Source organism: Pseudobutyrivibrio sp. C4, from assembly GCF_900111635.1.
Taxonomy (GTDB): domain Bacteria; phylum Bacillota; class Clostridia; order Lachnospirales; family Lachnospiraceae; genus Pseudobutyrivibrio; species Pseudobutyrivibrio ruminis.
This window is the reverse complement of the sequence record NZ_FOHF01000004.1, coordinates 203,428-221,282: the sequence shown is the minus strand read 5'-3', so window position 1 is coordinate 221,282 and position 17,855 is coordinate 203,428. Positions and strand designations below refer to the sequence as shown.

At 40.3% G+C, this 17,855-nt stretch carries 16 protein-coding genes; all 16 read left to right on the top strand.

Going from position 1 to position 17,855, the window contains the following annotated elements; translation table 11 throughout:
• The first annotated feature begins 76 nt into the window (after window positions 1-76).
• The 16 genes from phnC (at window position 77) to BMY66_RS08720 (ending at window position 17,845) form a co-directional block, all read left to right on the top strand.
• On the top strand, window positions 77-850 hold the full coding sequence (gene phnC / locus BMY66_RS08795; protein WP_033152645.1) for a phosphonate ABC transporter ATP-binding protein: 774 nt from the start codon (window positions 77-79) through the stop codon (window positions 848-850).
• A 4-nt stretch (window positions 851-854) separates the two neighbouring features.
• Window positions 855-1,679 carry a phosphonate ABC transporter, permease protein PhnE gene (gene phnE / locus BMY66_RS08790; RefSeq protein ID WP_090394883.1) on the top strand — a complete coding sequence of 275 codons (825 nt, stop codon included), beginning with the start codon at window positions 855-857 and terminating at the stop codon, window positions 1,677-1,679.
• 12 nt (window positions 1,680-1,691) lie between these two features.
• Window positions 1,692-2,501 (top strand): phosphonate ABC transporter, permease protein PhnE, encoded by an 810-nt coding sequence (phnE, locus tag BMY66_RS08785; RefSeq protein ID WP_044936684.1) that lies wholly within the window; start codon window positions 1,692-1,694, stop codon window positions 2,499-2,501.
• An 11-nt stretch (window positions 2,502-2,512) separates the two neighbouring features.
• Complete coding sequence (locus tag BMY66_RS08780; protein WP_090394882.1) at window positions 2,513-4,045, top strand: bifunctional metallophosphatase/5'-nucleotidase; 1,533 nt, start codon at window positions 2,513-2,515, stop codon at window positions 4,043-4,045.
• Between the two features lie 133 nt (window positions 4,046-4,178).
• Window positions 4,179-4,682, top strand: coding sequence for a transcription elongation factor GreA (gene greA, locus BMY66_RS08775; RefSeq protein WP_044936680.1), 504 nt, complete (start codon window positions 4,179-4,181; stop codon window positions 4,680-4,682).
• Between the two features lie 17 nt (window positions 4,683-4,699).
• Entirely contained in the window at window positions 4,700-5,959 is a 1,260-nt protein-coding gene (locus BMY66_RS08770; protein ID WP_143064525.1) for a tocopherol cyclase family protein, read from the top strand.
• 20 nt (window positions 5,960-5,979) lie between these two features.
• Window positions 5,980-7,416, top strand: coding sequence for an aminoacyl-histidine dipeptidase (locus BMY66_RS08765; protein ID WP_090394881.1), 1,437 nt, complete (start codon window positions 5,980-5,982; stop codon window positions 7,414-7,416).
• A 32-nt stretch (window positions 7,417-7,448) separates the two neighbouring features.
• The gene (locus BMY66_RS08760) at window positions 7,449-8,522 is read left to right on the top strand and encodes a 6-phosphofructokinase (protein WP_044936676.1); all 1,074 of its coding nucleotides are present in this window, start codon (window positions 7,449-7,451) and stop codon (window positions 8,520-8,522) included.
• 33 nt (window positions 8,523-8,555) lie between these two features.
• Complete coding sequence (gene dnaX / locus BMY66_RS08755) at window positions 8,556-10,145, top strand: DNA polymerase III subunit gamma/tau (protein ID WP_090394880.1); 1,590 nt, start codon at window positions 8,556-8,558, stop codon at window positions 10,143-10,145.
• Window positions 10,146-10,160: 15 nt separating this feature from the next.
• Window positions 10,161-10,502 carry a YbaB/EbfC family nucleoid-associated protein gene (locus tag BMY66_RS08750; RefSeq protein ID WP_028243206.1) on the top strand — a complete coding sequence of 114 codons (342 nt, stop codon included), beginning with the start codon at window positions 10,161-10,163 and terminating at the stop codon, window positions 10,500-10,502.
• Window positions 10,503-10,505: 3 nt separating this feature from the next.
• Window positions 10,506-11,105: a recombination mediator RecR gene (recR, locus tag BMY66_RS08745; protein ID WP_044936671.1), complete on the top strand. Its 600-nt coding sequence runs from the start codon at window positions 10,506-10,508 to the stop codon at window positions 11,103-11,105.
• A gap of 23 nt (window positions 11,106-11,128) precedes the next feature.
• Window positions 11,129-14,140 (top strand): TIR domain-containing protein, encoded by a 3,012-nt coding sequence (locus BMY66_RS08740; protein ID WP_177175632.1) that lies wholly within the window; start codon window positions 11,129-11,131, stop codon window positions 14,138-14,140.
• 216 nt (window positions 14,141-14,356) lie between these two features.
• Window positions 14,357-14,845, top strand: coding sequence for a hypothetical protein (locus tag BMY66_RS08735; protein ID WP_090394878.1), 489 nt, complete (start codon window positions 14,357-14,359; stop codon window positions 14,843-14,845).
• Between the two features lie 37 nt (window positions 14,846-14,882).
• A complete protein-coding gene (locus tag BMY66_RS08730) occupies window positions 14,883-15,518 on the top strand; it encodes a hypothetical protein (protein ID WP_090394877.1) in 636 nt (211 codons plus the stop codon).
• Window positions 15,519-15,552: 34 nt separating this feature from the next.
• Window positions 15,553-16,668: a hypothetical protein gene (locus tag BMY66_RS08725; protein WP_090394876.1), complete on the top strand. Its 1,116-nt coding sequence runs from the start codon at window positions 15,553-15,555 to the stop codon at window positions 16,666-16,668.
• Window positions 16,669-16,744: 76 nt separating this feature from the next.
• Entirely contained in the window at window positions 16,745-17,845 is a 1,101-nt protein-coding gene (locus BMY66_RS08720; protein WP_090394875.1) for a Fic family protein, read from the top strand.
• Window positions 17,846-17,855: the final 10 nt, after the last annotated feature.

Genomic DNA, 17,855 nt, shown 5'->3' with positions numbered 1-17,855 from the left:
TATTTATTCGAATAATCGAACTATTAAAGGAAGATATTTCGGTATCTTCCTTTTTTTAAAGAAATGGAGTTATTAAATGATTAAATTTGAAGATGTTGGAAAAAAATATCCTAATGGTTTCGAGGGATTAAAGCATGTAAACCTTGAAATTGAGCAGGGGGAATTTGTTGCTATTATTGGACTTTCTGGTGCTGGTAAGTCAACACTTATCCGTACAATCAACAGAATGCACGATGTAACAAGCGGAAAGCTCACAGTAGATGACGTTGATGTTATGTCACTTTCAGGAAAGCAGCTAAGACGTTTCAGAAGAAAAATTGGAATGATCTTCCAATCATTCAATTTGATTACTAGAACTACAGTTATTAAAAATGTTTTAACAGCACTTGTACCAGACATGCCATGGTACAGATCAGTATTCGGTATTTATTCAAAGGAAGAAAAGTTACAGGCACTTGAGTGTCTTGATAAAGTAGGTATCTTGGATAAAGCATTCGTTCGTGCTGACCAGCTTTCAGGTGGACAGCAGCAGAGAGTAGCTCTCGCTAGAACACTTGCACAGAATCCAGCAATCATCCTTGCTGATGAGCCAGTTGCTGCACTTGATCCAGTTACTGCAAATCAGGTTATGGGTGATTTCAAGAGAATCAACGAGGATATGAACATTTCTATCTTAATTAACATACACCACGTTGATTTAGCTCTCAAATATGCTAACAGAGTTGTTGGTATCAGAGCCGGTGAAATTGTTTATGATGGACCTGCCAGTGAAGTTACACCGGAGGTTTTAGCAAATATATATAATGGCAAAGTAGATGCCGAGGGTAACGTACAGGAAGAAGAGGAGTAAACGTATGAGTATTTATGATAAGGTTTTTAAGCCTCACGTTTACACATTGCCTAATGGCAAATCCGTAGAGAAGAAAGCTTCCCGCGGCCCTGTTTACGCAATCATCATTTTGGCAATGTGTATTTTGTCAGTCAAGATTACAGGCTTCAACATGACAGTTTTAGCCCAGAGAATAGGAGAGTTCTTCGTCATCATCGGCGATATGTTCAAGTCTCCTAGATTAGAGTTTATGGAGTACGTTTGGGGACCAATTTTCGACACTATCAAGATGTCACTTCTTGGTTCATTAATTGGTTCACTTTTATCAGTGCCTTTCGCAATGCTTGCCAGCACAAACGTATGTCGCAACAAAGTAGTAGTTTCAATCGTTAGATTATTTTTCAGTATCGTTAGAACAATTCCTACCATCGTAACAGCTCTTGTTGCAACACTTATCGTAGGATTTGGTACACTTGCAGGTACTATTTCAATCGCTGTTTTCTCATTTGCTTACATTGGAAAGCTTACATACGAGGAAATCGAAACAGTAGATATGGGTTCATTTGAGGCAATGGAAGCTATGGGCGCAACACGTCCAATGGCATTCATTACAGCAATCATCCCACAGGTATTACCATTCTTCTTATCTAACTGCCTCTTCAACTTCGAAGGAAATGTTAGATATGCAGCAGTACTTGGTTATGTAGGTGCCGGCGGTATCGGTATTATTCTTAACGAGCGTATTTCTTGGAGAGATTATCCAAGCGTTGGTATGATTCTTATAGCACTCTTCGTTACGGTATTTATCATTGAATCAATCAGCAGATATTTCCGTAAGAAATTGGTTTAATGGAGGTGCGTAATGAATAGTAGAATAGAACAAGCTTATGAAAAGAGACCCAAGAATTGGGTTTACAATACATGCATCGCTGTAATCACACTTGCGCTTATCATTTGGAGCTGCAGTGCAGTTGAGGCAACAGGTGCAGCAGATGGAAGCAGCACTATCGCATGGAACATCATCAAGGGACTTTTTACACCTGACCTTGGATTTTTGTTTGACTTTTCCACATCAGGCGTACCTTATTTGATGCTTGAAACAATTTGTATCGCTTTCCTTGGTACAATCGTAGGTGCTATCATTTCAATACCACTTGCTTTTGTTTCAGCAGTAAACTTAGTACCAAAGCCAATCGCTTTCATTGGACGAATCGTTCTTATGGCCATTCGTACAATCCCAGCATTTGTTTACGGTCTTATGTTTATCCGTGTTACAGGACCTGGTGCTTTCGCCGGTCTTCTCACAATGGGCGTTTGCTCAGTTGGTATGATTACAAAGATGTATACAGAAGCAATCGAGGATTTAGATATTCACGTTATCGAATCTCTTGATGCAGCAGGATGTAGCACATGGCAGAAGATTCGCTACGGTATTTTGCCACAGCTTATGCCAAACTTTGCATCAACAGCAATCTACAGATTTGATATCAACCTTAGAGATGCAACAATCCTTGGTTTAGTTGGTGCCGGTGGTTTCGGTGCTCCACTTATCTTTGCAATGAATGCATACAGATGGAACGAGGCAGGAGCAATCCTTGCTGGATTAATTATATTGATTCTTGTTATTGAGTACATCTCAACAAAAATCAGAACTAAGCTCACTAGAGGTTAAAGGAGGCAAATATGCGTATCTTATTCACATCTGATACACATGGTCATCTCTTTCCAGTGAATTATGCGAAAAACTGCCCTGAGAACTCAGGGCTTTTTTGCATTTCTTCCCAGATAAAAAAAGACGATGATACATTGATTATTGACGGTGGCGATTCTCTCCAGGGAACTCCACTTATGACATATTATTTAGAACACAAGGATGAATACAATTTCCATCCTATGGCTGAGGGCTTCAATGAAATGGGCCTTGATTACTACACATTTGGTAATCACGATTTCAACTTTGGCTATGATGCTATTGTGGATTATGCAAACAACATGAATGCCACACTTGTATGCGCCAATGTTTTGGATAAGGGCGGCAAGCTTGATATTAAAAAGCATGTGATTCACACAATGGCAGACGGTACAAAGATAGGTATCACAGGTGCAGTAACAGGATATGTAAACGTGTGGGAGCAGCCAGCAAATTTGGAGCTTCTCCAGGTGCTTGAACCAATGGATGTGCTCAAAGAAGAGTATGAATATCTCAAGGACAAATGCGATATCACTGTATGCGTTTATCACGGTGGATTCGAAGAAGACTTAGCTACAGGAAAGCTTTTATCAGATACTGCAGAAAATCAGGCCTGCAAAATGGCCCGAGAATTTGGCTTTGATATTTTACTCACAGGTCATCAGCATATGCCAGTTGAGGGTGTTGAAATTGCAGGCACATACGGTGTTCAGCCACCATCAAATGCCACAAAGTTCTGCGAGCTACAGGTTGTAAAGGGCGATGATGGACTAAATATTTCATCTAAGCTTGTGGACGTAAATCCTGTTGATGAAAGACTTCAGTACATTATCGATGAGCATGGTTTCATGGATGACTTAACTGACTGCGTAGAGGTTTGGCTGGATCAGCCAATTGGCTCATTGGAAAAGGAAATTGCTCCAGAGTCAAAGATAGATGCAGCAGTAAATGGCAGCAAGGTAGCAGCTATTTTCAATCAGGTGCAGCTTGATTTCACAGGTGCAGATTTCTCTTGCACTAGCCTTGCAAATGATCCACTTGGATTAAAGAAGGAAATCACTGTAAGAGACGTACTTGCAATTTATCAATTCGCAAATACGGTAGAAGTAAAGCAGGTAACAAAGGCAGTTATCAAGGAAGCATTGGAAAGATGTGCTGAGTACTTTGACTACGATGCTGCTACTAAGGAAGTAAAGATTTCCAAGGTATTCCTTGAGCCAAAGGTTGAGCATTACAACTATGATTTCTACGCTGGCCTGGAGTACACATTTGATATCACTCGCCCAGTAGGAGACAGAGTTGTCACTCTCAAAAAACTAGACGGAACAGAGCTTTCTGACACAGAAACTTACACACTATCCACTAGCAACTACCGAGCAACAGGCACCGGCGGATACGAATGCATCGGCAAAGCTCCATTGGCTCGCAGCTACTCAGAGGAAATGCCAGACTTGGTTATTGATTTCATCAGGAAGAACACTCCAGTTGGGGAAATTGTAAATAGTAAATTTAAGATTGTGTATTAATAAGATGGCGTCGCGTATAGCGGCGCCTTTTGATATTTGGCTATATTAGTTGAAGATTGCTTTTTAGATACAGCATCACTTGTGTTATAATACAGATTGAGAAATTATATTGTAAGAATTAGGAGGCAGTACAATGGGCGAGCGTCTTACAAAAGGAGATATAGAAAAGATTCAGGCCGAGATAGATGAGCGCAAGCTAGTTCTTAGACCAAAGTTATTAGAAGAAGTAAAAGAAACCAGAGCACAGGGCGATCTTTCGGAGAACTTTGAGTATCATGAGGCAAAACGAGCAAAGAATATGAATGATAGCCGTATACGTTATCTTGAAAAAATGCTTAAGTTTGCAGAGGTAGTAGATGATACAAGTGCAGATGATGAGATTGGTATAAATAATACAGTTACAATATACATTCCAGAGGATGATTGCGAGGAAACATATAAGCTTGTTACAAGCATCCGAGGCAATTCATTGAAGGGGCTTATTTCCATAGAATCGCCTTTAGGTGCAGCCATCCGAGGAAAGCATGTTGGTGATAAAGCAACAGTAAAGGTTAATGACAGCTATTCATACGAAGTAGAAATTCGTAAAATCGATAAGACTACAACTGATGAGGATGATCAAATCAAGCGTTATTAAACAGCGGGGACAAAATCATGGTAAAGGAAAAGATTAGTCAACTAGGGGAGACAGTTCTTGAAAAAATTGACGGCCTAGACGTGAAGGAAAAGCTCATCGAAGGCAGCTTTAATCACTCTGATATTTTGAGAAACAACTTCATGTTAAAGGGTGCATTGGCCAGCGAGGGTTACGACTGGTGGTGGCACAGCTTCACAGGTCACAACAAAAAGACCGGCGAGGAAAAGGCATTCTTTATAGAGTTCTTTACAATCAACCCAGAGCTTGGTGGGGATGAGCCAGTGTTTGGCCAGCTTCCAGAGAACAAAGCAGCAGGCAAAAAGCCATCCTACATGATGGTAAAGGCAGGATGCTGGGGCGAGGGCGCAAAGCAGCTTCATCGTTTCTTTGGTTGGAACCAGGTCAACATAAAGGAAGACGCCCCATTTTTGATTAGCGCTGACAACTGCTTCTGCTCAGAAACACGTACCCTTGGTATGGTGGAAGTGACAGAGGAGGATGCAGCAAATCATCCAGAATGGATGTGCCAGTCAGGCAAGATGATTTGGGACCTAAACATCGAAAAGGACATCGCTTTCAACGTAGGCTACGGCGCAAGCTGGGCATCACGTGAATTAGAGGCCTTCGAAATGTTCTGGCACGCCGAGGGAATGAAGACATTCTTCAATGGCTCTGTTATATTAGATGGGGAAGAATATGTTGTAGATAAAGACAGCTGCTACGGCTATGCAGATAAAAACTGGGGAAAGGATTTCACATCTCCATGGGTATGGCTGGCAAGCTCTCATTTAAAGAGCAAGCTCACAGGTAAGTGGCTTGAAAATACAGCATTTGATATAGGTGGCGGACGCCCAAAGATTCGCACAGGAAAGACATTTGAAAATGTTATCCTCGGCGCAGTTTGGTATGAGGGCGAGCCATATGAGTTCAACTTCTCAAAGTTCTGGACTTTGACAAAGACAGATTTCGCCTGCAACACAGAGGGCGATGAGGTGGTTTGGAACATCACCCAGGAGACACCTCTTGCAAAGATAGAGGGCCACTTCACCTGTCAGAAAAAGGACATGCTTCTTATCAATTACGAAGCGCCAAATGGAGAGAAGCGCCACAACAATCTTTGGAATGGCGGCAATGGAAAGGGCGAGCTAAAGCTCTACAAAAAGATATTGAAAACCAAGGACAACGAGGATGGCTCTATGGCCAAATTCGATTGGGAATTGGTGGACGATATGGAAGCTTATAACATCGGATGTGAGTTCGGTGAATATGATAAATAAACAGTTAGGAGATTTATAAAATGGCAGTATTAAGCAATTGTAAGCCAGAGAGAGTATTTCATTATTTCGAGGAGATTTGTAACATCCCTCACCCAAGTTACCACGAGGAAAAAATCAGCGCATACTTAGTTGATTTCGCAAAGGCACACAATCTTGAGTATTATCAGGATGATTTATACAACGTAATCATGATCAAGGAAGCATCTGAGGGAATGGAGAATGCAGCTCCAATCATCCTTCAGGGCCACATGGATATGGTTGCAGAGCAGGATGATGACTGCAAGAAGGACATGCTTACAGAAGGTCTTGACCTTGAAATCGTTGATGGTTTCGTTACAGCAAAGGGCACAACACTTGGTGGAGATGACGGAATCGCAGTAGCAATGGCACTTGCAATCCTTGAGGATGAGGAGCTTAAGCACCCACGTATCGAGGTTATCATCACAGTATCAGAAGAAGTAGGTATGGAAGGTGCAGCAGGCATCGATGTTTCAATGCTCAAGGGCCGCAAGCTTCTCAACCTTGACTCAGAAGAAGAAGGACATTTCCTTGCAGGTTGCGCAGGTGGATGTCGTGTAGATGTTGAGTTCCCAGTAAAGAAGGAGTCTTTAAAGGGCGCACTTGTTTCAATCGAAGTAAAGAACTGCACAGGTGGACACTCAGGTGCAGAAATCGATAAGGGTAGAGCAAACGCTTCTTATGTAGCAAACAGAGTTCTTGCAGCAGGTCTTGAGGCAGGCGAGGTTTGCATCGTAGATTTAGTTGGTGGAACAAAGGACAATGCAATCCCACGTGCTACAAGCGCAAAGGTTGTTACAACTCCAGCAGTTGTTGATGCTATGACAAAAGAAGCAGATGCAATCAAGAATGAGTTTGCAATCACAGACCCAGAGATGGAAATCGTTATCACAAACGAAGGTAACGTTGTAGTAGATGGTGTAAACGCTACTCAGTCAGAGCGTTTCATCCAGCTCCTTCAGTCTATGCCAAACGGCGTTCAGACAATGAGCCACGATATCGAAGGCTTAGTAGAGACATCACTTAACCTTGGTATCCTTAATGTATTAGATGACGAAATCAAGTATTCATGCTCACTTAGAAGCTCAGTAGATAGCGCAAAGAACGCACTTATCCGCAAGGTACTTATGGTTGCAAAGGCATTCGGTTGCCAGACATCAATCCACGGTGAGTACCCAGCATGGGAGTACTTAAGAGAGTCTAGCTTCAGAGACGAGATGGTAAAGATTTACACAGATATGTACGGCGAGGCACCAATAGTAGAGACAATCCACGCAGGTGTTGAGTGCGGACTATTAGCTTCAAAGCTTCCAGGACTTGATGCAGTTTCAATCGGACCAGAGATGTACGATATTCACACTCCAAAGGAGCGTTTATCAATTGCTTCAACAGAGCGTGTTTATAATTATGTAAGAAAAGTTATTGAGGATATGAACTAAAACCGTAACAAACTTAAGAAGAGGAGGTTTTTATGTTGAGAATCGGAATGCTTACAAGTGGTGGAGATTGCCAGGCACTGAACGCTGCAATGCGTGGTGTTGTAAAGGGACTTGCAGCAAATGTAAAGGATCTGGAGGTGTACGGCTTCTTCAATGGCTACAAGGGTTTGATTTATGGGGACTACAGACTCCTTACTAGCCAGGACTTTTCAGGAATCCTTACACGAGGAGGAACAATCTTGGGCTCAAGCCGTCAGCCATTCAAGCTCATGCGTGAGCCAGATGAAAACGGACTTGATAAGGTAGAGGCTATGAAGTCAAACTACTACAAGCTCAATCTTAATTGCCTTGTCATCCTTGGTGGAAACGGTACTCAGAAGACAGCAAACCTCCTTCGCGAGGAAGGATTAAATATCATCCATCTTCCAAAGACAATCGATAACGATATCTTTGGCACAGATGTGACATTCGGATTCCAGAGTGCAATCGACATTGCATGTAACACAATCGACTGCATCCACACCACAGCATCATCACACAGCCGTGTGTTTATCGTAGAGGTTATGGGCCACAAGGTTGGCTGGCTCACCCTTTACGCAGGTGTTGCATCAGGAGCAGATATCATCCTGCTTCCAGAGATTCCATACGATATCAAGAAGGTCATCAAGGCCATCAATCATCGTGCGGAAGAAGGCAAGGGCTTCACAATTCTTGCAGTTGCCGAGGGTGCAATTTCCAAGGAAGATGCAAAGCTTTCAAAGAAGGATTACAAAAAGAAGCTTGAGACTTCAAAGTATCCATCAGTTTCTTACGAGATTGCAGACCGCATCCAGAAGGAAACAGGAATCGAAGTTCGTGTTACAGTGCCAGGACATATGCAGCGAGGCGGAAGCCCAGATCCATTTGATAGAGTTCTTTGCACACGCCTTGGTTCTGCGGCAGCCCAGGCTATCATGGATGGCGATTTCGGCAACATGATTGCAATGGTAGATGGCAAGACAAAGCGCATTCCACTTGAAAAGGTAGCTGGTAAGCTCAAGGTAGTTGAGCCTGATTGCCAGATGATAGAGGAAGCGAAACGAATCGGAATAAGCTTCGGCGACTAGGCCAGGCTAATAAATAATAGGTAGGTAATTGACATGTCTTATATGGCATTATACAGAAAGTTCCGTCCACAGACATTTGACGATGTAAAAGGACAGGACCATATCGTTACAACTCTTCAAAACCAAATAAAAAGTGACCGTATAGGACATGCATATCTTTTTACAGGAACAAGAGGAACAGGTAAAACAACTATCGCCAAGATTCTCGCCCGTACAATCAACTGCGAGAATCCGCAGGATGGTTGCCCTTGTATGGAATGTGCTATGTGTAAATCAATCACAGCCGGCAATTCCATGAACGTAATAGAAATGGATGCTGCATCAAACAACGGTGTAGACAGCATCAGACAGATTGTTGAGGAGGTGGCATACCCTCCTACAGAAGGTAAATACAAGGTATACATCATCGATGAGGTACATATGCTTAGTACCGGTGCCTTCAATGCCTTGCTGAAAACTTTGGAGGAGCCACCTTCTTATGTTGTGTTCATTTTGGCCACAACAGAAGTGCACAAGATTCCAATCACAATCCTTAGCCGATGCCAGCGTTACGACTTCCATCGTATTTCCATCGACACAATCGCAGCTCGTTTGCAGGAGCTGATGGATAAGGAAGGTGTGCAGGTTGAGGAAAAAGCTTTGCGCTACATCGCAAAGGCTGCGGATGGTTCAATGCGTGATGGCCTTAGTTTGCTGGATCAGTGTATCGCATTTTACATTGGTCAGACCCTTACATATGACAATGTGTTAAAGGTACTGGGAGCCATCGATACAGAGGTGTTCTCAAGATTGCTTCGCCACATCATTAACGGCGAAATCACCCAGTGCATTGGCATCCTTGAGGAAATCATCACTCAGGGCCGCGATTTGAATCAATTCGTAAACGACTTCACTTGGTATTTACGAAACTTAATGCTTATCAAGAGCTCAGATGATATGGAAGATGTGCTTGAAATGTCTTCTGATAACCTGGCACTTCTAAAAGAAGAAGCCCAGATGGTTGACACAGAGATATTAATGAGATACATTCAAGTTCTGTCAGCACTTTCTAACGACATTAAATACGCAAGCCAAAAGCGTGTATTGATAGAGATTGCGCTGATAAAACTTTGCAAGCCACAGATGGAGCAGGACATTTCAGCGCTCAACAATCGAATGGCAAACCTTGAGAAAAAGGTGGAAGAGGGAGTGCCAGTAGTGATGGCAGCACCTCAGGCACAAGGCGCCACACCCAGTGCAGCTCCTGTAAAAAAGGAGCCATTACCAGCAGCAGTAAAAGAAGAGGTAAAGCAGGTGGCAAGCAACTGGAACACAGTGCTTGGCAAGGTGGCACCTAATATAAAAATGTATTTGAAAGAGGTTACTACAGTTACCACCAACGACTTGGGAGAGCTTGTGTTGATATTTGACCAGCCAGCAGGTTCCGAGCGTATGGCAGGAGATTTTGTTAATCGCCCAGAAGTGCTGGATGAAATCGTGGCAGCAATCGAAGGCATGATTCACAAGACAGTAACCATTAAAGTAGAGATTAATTCCAGCGGTGTTAGTTCACAGAACACAAAGACAGACGTAAGAGACTACTTCGCGGGATTAGGTATAGAAATTGAAACTGACCCAGAGTAATAGGAGGATTTAAATATGGGAAAAGGAAGAGGCGGATTTCCAGGAGGAGCAATGGGTGGAGCCAACATGGCCAACCTTATGAAGCAGGCACAGCGTATGCAGCGCCAGATGGAAGAGGCTCAGGCAAAGCTTGAGGAGACAGAAGTTACAGGCACAGCCGGTGGCGGTGTTGTTGAAGTTACAGTTACAGGTTCAAAGGAAATCACAAAGGTACACATTGATCCAGAAGCAGTAGATCCAGATGATGTAGAGATGCTTGAAGACCTTGTTATGGCAGCTACAAACGAAGCACTTCACAAGATTGATGAAATCACAGCAGCATCTATGCCAAAGATGCCAGGTGGACTAGGATTTTAATAGATGGAATATTACAGCAAAGAAATTAGCAACTTAATAGCGGAGCTAAGTGATTTGCCTAGTATTGGAAGTAAGTCAGCCCAAAGGCTGGCTTTCCATATATTAGGGATGGATGAGGAAAAGGTTAACGATTTGGCCAATGCCATCGTGCAGGCCAGGAAAAATGTGAGATATTGCAAGCAGTGTTTCACACTTACTGACGATGAGCTTTGCCCAATCTGCTCCAACCCAAAGCGCAACCAAAACATCATTATGGTTGTGGAGGATACCAGGGATTTGGCTGCCTATGAAAAGACAGGCAAATTCGAGGGTGTTTACCATGTGCTTCACGGAGCAATCTCCCCAATGGCCGGCATAGGCCCAGGAGATATCAAGCTGAAGGAATTGATGGTTCGCTTGCAGCAGACAGATGTAGAGGAGGTCATCATCGCCACCAACTCATCATTGGAAGGTGAAACCACAGCGGCCTACATCAGCAAGCTGATAAAACCAACAGGCATCAGGGTGAGCCGAATCGCATCCGGCGTTCCAGTGGGCGGAAACCTGGAGTACATCGATGAAGTCACATTGCTTAGAGCGTTAGACGGCAGAACAGAGTTATAGAAAAACAAAAGGGAAGAATGATTATGAAATACGATGCATTTATTAGCTACAGACATTTGGAGCGGGATATGTTTGTGGCAAAGAGAGTACACAAGGCTCTCGAGACTACCAAGATTCCTAGAAAGATTCAGAAGGAAATTGGCAGAAAAAAGATAGATAGAGTTTTCAGAGACCAGGAGGAGCTTCCAATCGGAAGCGACCTGGGCTCTAATATTGAGGCGGCTCTTAGAGAAGCAGCCTTTCTAGTTGTCATTTGTTCTCCACAGACAAAAGATTCATATTGGGTAATGAAGGAAATCGACACCTTCATTGAGATGCACGGCCGTGAGAATATCTTAGCAGTGCTTGTAGATGGAGAACCAGCAGATTCATTTCCACCACAGCTTTTAACAGATGAAAATGGTAATCTTGTGGAGCCTCTTGCAGCAGATGTTAGAGGTAAAAACAAGAAAGAGGTAAAGAAGAAGCTCAAGACAGAGACACTTCGTCTGGCTGCTTCTATTTTGCATGTAGATTATGACGATTTAAAGCAGCGTCATAGAGAGCGCCAGATGCGCCGAAATGTTGGGATTGCAGCAGCTATTGCAGCTATCGCAGTGGCGTTTGGTGGATACACAGCTTACAACCTTGCAAAGATAAATGAAGAGTACCAGCAAAAGCTTGTAAATGAGGCAAGAGTAATTGCGTCAAACTCTCTTGATATATTAGATGATGGCGATGCCAAAACAGCAGCTCTAGTTGCAATGGAAGGAATCGGTACCGAAGAAAACGGCCGCCCATATGTGACAGACCCAGTGTTTGCACTGTCTCAGGCTCTTGGCACTTATAATTTGGGATTAAATCTGGAGCACGATTTAAAGCTGAGTCATGATGTAAATATTTCTGATTTTGCCATTAATGAAGATGGCAACAGAGTTATATCAGTAGATAACAATAACAAGATTTATATCTGGAATTTGGATAACGGTGAATGCACTTTTAAAAAGCCGGTTGATGTTGTTGAAGAGGAAGATGACAGAATTAGGGCTGTAGGATTTGCAGGAGATATAGCTGTTGTTGCATCAGATAATTATCTTCGTGGCTATAATGACCAGGGTGAACTTCAGTATGAATACGCGCCTGAGGATGGCATCACATTTGCAAAAGTAGATGACTTTGGAAAGTATGTGGCTATAAAGTCTTCTCACTATGACGAAGAAACCTATGAAATATCCGATTTTATAGAAGTTGTGGATGCCACAACTGGTGAGTCTTTAAAGAAATATGAGAATCAGACAGGAGTGAGCTATGGCGCGGTTATGATGTTCAATAAGGATGGAGACACCCTGTATGTTGAGCATTTGCCAGGTAACGACGAGGATCAAAACTACGCTTCTGTTATCAATCTTAAAACAGATACAATTATCGATGTCCCAGTAGAAGGAGGAGCAATACTTGATGTTGCACCTACAAAGGATGGAGATTTCGCAGTAGTGAGCATGAGCTATGATGCTATCACTTCATTTGAAGACACTCCAATGCATCTTATCAAGTGCGATTCAAAAACTGGTGAAGTGAAATGGTCGAGAGATTTTGAACACAACGGTGACGCCCTTGATTCTAGCTATACAAAATTAGGAAGTAGAATAGTTGAGACAAACGGAGTAGAGTATCACCAGTTATTTGTTAATACTTCAAAGAAAATGTATACACTTGATTTGGATACTGGAGAAGAGGTTAGCTCATTCACTACCAACTCATACATCGAAAACTTCATGATGAGTGGAACTACACAATTGATTTTCGTAGGTACTTATGATGGAAAGTTTGCTTACTACGATGCACTGACTGGCGAGGTGAAAGACGATTTAATAGTCGATGTTGCAAGCTCGTTAATTCAGTTTGATATAAAAAATGGTGTGTTTGTATCATCAGGATTCAGAAGTCCAAATCTTACTGTTTTGAAATTTAACGCAGATGAAGATTATGTTGCAAAAACGGAGATGGATACTGGCTTCTATGGTGGAGCAGCTATGAGCCCATCCGGGGACACATATGTATTGCAGACTAGCAACGATGCAGCCTCAAATGCATACACCTGTAGAGTCTTCGACACAGCTACCGGAGAAGAAATAGGAACCATTGATATCGACGGTGGACGATACGGAAAACTGTATTATATAGATGAAGATACAATCATCTTCCCAACTTATAGTGGGACAGTAATTTATTATTCAGTTAGCGATAAAAAAACTGAGGAAGTCAAAATATCAGAAGAAGATCTTATTAGTACTGATTATGCAATATCAACAAATTTGAAATATGTTGCTTATGGTGATGATAAGGAATTTTATGTAATCGATACACAAGCTCGAAAAATAATATACAGTGGAGAGGTTGATTTCAATTTCTGGAACATTGCTGTGTCAAATGACGGAAGAACGGTATATGGTATAGATGTTTATGGCAAAGCATACAAGGTTAATGCCCTCTCAGGAAAGTCGAAACCAATTTTTGAGGACTACAAAGTAAATGATATTCAAACAAGTCAGGATGATAATATAATTGCTGTCATCACAGAAGATGGCTATTTGAGAGTTTATAACTGGGATACAAAAGAAGCTGAAAATACCATTGAATATTATGGTGATGACTATTCTTACGTGGAATTTTCAAAGGATAATAATCTGTTGTATTTACAGGGAGATGATTTGTATTTCCGTATATACGATAGGCAACAGGATAAGAATGTGTTCCTGATGAACAACCAGATTAATGACTTGTCATATACCATTTATGATGAGGAAAAGAATCAACTATCTATTTTCAATTATACAGATATGTACATAATTGATTTGAATTCATATGGATTTTTGGATTATGCTGAGTACGGTAGATTATACATACCTCAGGCAGAAGTAATTGTCAGCGCATATGGAACAACCATGATTGAGTTTAATGTTAAAACACAGGACGACTTAATTAAAAAGGTTAAAGAAAGATACGGTGACGCAGAGCTTACCGAATTACAGAAACTTAAATATTTAGTTCAATAACAGTAAAGCTGTCTCAATTGAGGCAGCTTTATTTTTTCACTAAAAATTCTAACAATTATCCCTTGAAAGCTTCAATGGAGAGTATTACAATACTACTAAATAAGTAAATAGGCGACACAATTAATATAGAGTCGTTGAATTGTGGTGGGGCAGGCGCCAATGTGTGCAGTGTGAAATCCTATGGCAGGCCATCTATGTACAAGGAGAGGGAGAAGATTGAAAAAAATAAAATTGCTTATACCAATATTTTGTCCATTTTATAGAGCAGAATATATTACTAATAAAAGTAAAAAAGAATTGAAAGAATCGTTGGAAACAATAACCATTAATGAAGACATAATCACTTTCAATTCTAAAAATGAATCTGAGGCATTATTTGTAGGAAATGTTAATAATGAACCGATAGTGCTATACCCAATACAAACTAAACATTATAGTAGAAGAAATATTGCGCTGCCGAAAATTTTAATCAATATAACAGAGCAGACAGATGGAAGTAAAGTAACAATCGATGCGAGAATGAATATATTGCATATTTTTTCTGTTTTATTATTGTGTCTTATCTTCGCAGGGCCAATGATTACAACATCACTTGATATAAGTGTACTTTCAATTCTTTTATTAGGCTTACTTGTATTAACGGTATTCTTTTGGATTCCATGCAAGAAAGCTCTGGGAGAAATAGATGAGATACTACATACGTAATGGGGGCAAAATCTATATACGAGGGAGTAAAAATAGTATGAAAAGAAGCATCAATATAATTACAAAAAGAGCAGTGCTTGCAGCAAGCCTTGCATGTGCCATTAGCATTACGGCTTGTTCACAAGATAGTACAGGTGCCGACGCAGATACCAAAGATCTTTTGACAAAGTTTGCGCTAGGAGATACATCGGTTCTTAAGGATGGCCAGCAGGAGGAATGGTATATTCCGGACTTTCAGAGCGATGAGTTTACTTATGAGTATACATTGCTGGATTTAGATGGAGATGGAAAAGAGGAGATGATAATCCAGATGGAGAATCAGCCAGAGGGATTTTCTTCTGTTTTTCATGTGGAAGACAACAAAGTGGTGTGCTGGTTTAGCGATAGTTTTGAGCAGACATGTTTTGATTATCCTCTTGATAATGGGAGCATGGTCGAGGAGTACAACTATGGTGGTTCCATAACCTACACCATCTTAAAGTACGATGCGACAGGCGAGACGGAGTCAATCGCAGAGCTTTTTGTAAGAGAAGATAACAACGGCGATGAGTCAATTAAGTGTCCTGAATATTTAATTGATGGAAGCGAAGTATCAAAGGAAAAATTTGAGCAGGAACTGAAGTCGCAAATCCAGAATCACCAGTTGGATGCTTCAGCTTGGACAAAGATTTGATATCATTGGTGGGCTACAGTTTTAGGATAAAGAAATGGACAAAATAATTGTTAAAAGAAATAAAATTGGGACAGCAATAGCAGTGGGGATAGTATCAGTATTCATAGTGGTGCTTGCTGTAATACTATTGAATAAAAAGGAAGTCGATGTTACTCAATACGAAAAAATCCTAACTAATCAAGAATCGGATGCGGTCAGTATTGATAAGATATTAAGCGAAAATGGTCACTATGCTTTAATATGTAATTATCTAAAGAACGATAAGGCAGAGACGGGCGTGTACCTGACGGACGAATTAGGGAAAGTAGATTTAAACAATGTAGACGACATGTTGATATTGCCAGGAGATATTATCGAAAATACGTATATATCTTTTGATGGAAATAAAATTGCTTATATAGAATACAGTCTGTCTGATGTATGTAATTGGCATGTATTTGATACTTCCACTCAAGCAGATGTGATTATTGATTCGGAGAAAGGAGATATAAGAAATAAGCAGAATCCTAGGGTATATTTTTATAACGATTCAATTATATACGAAAAACTTGATAGAGAAGAAATGGTAGCAAAGATATGCTCATATGATATTGAGTCTAGGCTGAATAAAGTAATATACAGTTTTTCGATAGATTCAGAGTATATATCTTATGGAATAGATGTAGCAGATGGTTACATGGTGGCATCTGTTAATAATGATGGCCTTTCTTTGCTTAAATACAATCTAGAAACAGATGAAATAAAAACCATAGATGTTCAAAAGAAAGTAGATACAATTTATTCAGTTAAATATGCTAAAGAGAATGACAGTATTATTTACTATGGAGCAAAAAAGAAGAGAGAAAAAATTGTGTTAGTAGACAATGATGGACATAATAAAACAGTTTATCGTGTATCATCGAAAGACACAGTAAACAATGATGACATAGCGTATAGAGATGGAAAAATATATATTGATTTGGTTAAATGGTACGACCCTGTTTCAGCATGGAATTACTCTCTGAAAGCAATAGACTTGGATTCAAAAGAAAAAACATCTTATGATAGAGTGGGAGATATAACATTGGTAGATGAGGGGATGATATTGTTATATTATCCTGAAAATACAAGAGAATGGATAGATGTTTATTATGTACGGGATGTAAAATAGTGTAAAAATAGTGTAATTTTAGTGGAGAAAAATGCTCCTTTCTGATATGATATATTTATTCAGGAGGTGCTATTTTATGATAAAAGTAACCTTAAATAATGAAATTTTAAAGTATATTACTGAGATAGAAAAGAATAGATATAAAGTATCAACAGATAATATATCTGTTTCCGTAGCTAATAAGTTGCGAAAAAACTCAAAAAAAAGGAGCTCTTATGCTTCTAATAAAATAGAGGGAAATCCACTTTCAGAAAAGCAAGTTGATGAGGTTATTGAAAGTGATGAGCGAAAACATTATCTAAGGCCGGAACAAGAAGTTCGCAACTATTTTCTTGCATTGAATTATCTCGAAGAAAAGTCTAAGAAAAATGAGAAGTTCTCAAAGAAACTAATCCTAGATGTGCAGAAATATGTTGAAAAGGGAGCATCAAAGGAGAAAATCGGTCTTAGAGGACCAATGCCACCTGGAGTACTTTTTGCAGTATACGATTCGAAAACTGGTTATCCTGATTATATCCCTCCAGAATACATTGATATCCCAAATCTGTTAGATGAATTAGTAGAGTATGTAAATACAACAGATGATCATCCTCTTATTATTGCTGCGGTTGTTCATTATCAGTTAGTTACTATTCATCCATTTGAAGATGGTAATGGACGAACTGCCAGATTACTGTCAGGCTATATTCTAGATATTAATGGATTTGGATTTAATGGAATCGGATCGCTTGAAGAGTACTTTGCTTATGACATAGAAGAATACTATGATTCTATTCAGATGGGATTACCTTCACTATATTATTCAGGTAGAGATAATCCACCGCATCCAGAGATTTGGTTTAATTATTTCCTTAGAATGGTTTTACTATATTCTAATAAGGTTTGTGAAATATCAGAGAGTAGCAGTGGAGAGGAACTGGAAGGCAGTTTATCATATCTGAAAGGCAAGGAAAAAGAACTGCTAGTATTGCTGCTCAAGAAATATAAAGGGGAGTTTACTCCTATAGAAGTTAGCCGTGAGCTTGGAGTTACAAATAAGACAGTTATTAATCGATTAGCAGTACTTGTTAAAAGTGGCTTTGTAACACCAAATATGGTAAAGGAAAGAATTAGATCTTATGAACTTAGTTCATTTTCAAGAGAAAATGAAAAGAAAATAAAGAAGTTGATGAAGTAATTCGAAGTCA

Excerpts from the sequence above, each read along its gene's own strand:
- BMY66_RS08770 (WP_143064525.1), top strand. The coding sequence starts at position 4,700 with ATGGTAAAGGAAAAGATTAGTCAACTAGGGGAGACAGTTCTTGAAAAA.
- dnaX (WP_090394880.1), top strand. The coding sequence starts at position 8,556 with ATGTCTTATATGGCATTATACAGAAAGTTCCGTCCACAGACATTTGAC.
- BMY66_RS08720 (WP_090394875.1), top strand. The coding sequence starts at position 16,745 with ATGATAAAAGTAACCTTAAATAATGAAATTTTAAAGTATATTACTGAG.
- BMY66_RS08740 (WP_177175632.1), top strand. The coding sequence starts at position 11,129 with ATGAAATACGATGCATTTATTAGCTACAGACATTTGGAGCGGGATATG.
- recR (WP_044936671.1), top strand. The coding sequence starts at position 10,506 with ATGGAATATTACAGCAAAGAAATTAGCAACTTAATAGCGGAGCTAAGT.
- phnE (WP_090394883.1), top strand. The coding sequence starts at position 855 with ATGAGTATTTATGATAAGGTTTTTAAGCCTCACGTTTACACATTGCCT.
- BMY66_RS08780 (WP_090394882.1), top strand. The coding sequence starts at position 2,513 with ATGCGTATCTTATTCACATCTGATACACATGGTCATCTCTTTCCAGTG.
- BMY66_RS08750 (WP_028243206.1), top strand. The coding sequence starts at position 10,161 with ATGGGAAAAGGAAGAGGCGGATTTCCAGGAGGAGCAATGGGTGGAGCC.
- BMY66_RS08760 (WP_044936676.1), top strand. The coding sequence starts at position 7,449 with ATGTTGAGAATCGGAATGCTTACAAGTGGTGGAGATTGCCAGGCACTG.
- phnC (WP_033152645.1), top strand. The coding sequence starts at position 77 with ATGATTAAATTTGAAGATGTTGGAAAAAAATATCCTAATGGTTTCGAG.
- BMY66_RS08765 (WP_090394881.1), top strand. The coding sequence starts at position 5,980 with ATGGCAGTATTAAGCAATTGTAAGCCAGAGAGAGTATTTCATTATTTC.
- BMY66_RS08725 (WP_090394876.1), top strand. The coding sequence starts at position 15,553 with ATGGACAAAATAATTGTTAAAAGAAATAAAATTGGGACAGCAATAGCA.
- BMY66_RS08730 (WP_090394877.1), top strand. The coding sequence starts at position 14,883 with ATGAAAAGAAGCATCAATATAATTACAAAAAGAGCAGTGCTTGCAGCA.
- greA (WP_044936680.1), top strand. The coding sequence starts at position 4,179 with ATGGGCGAGCGTCTTACAAAAGGAGATATAGAAAAGATTCAGGCCGAG.
- phnE (WP_044936684.1), top strand. The coding sequence starts at position 1,692 with ATGAATAGTAGAATAGAACAAGCTTATGAAAAGAGACCCAAGAATTGG.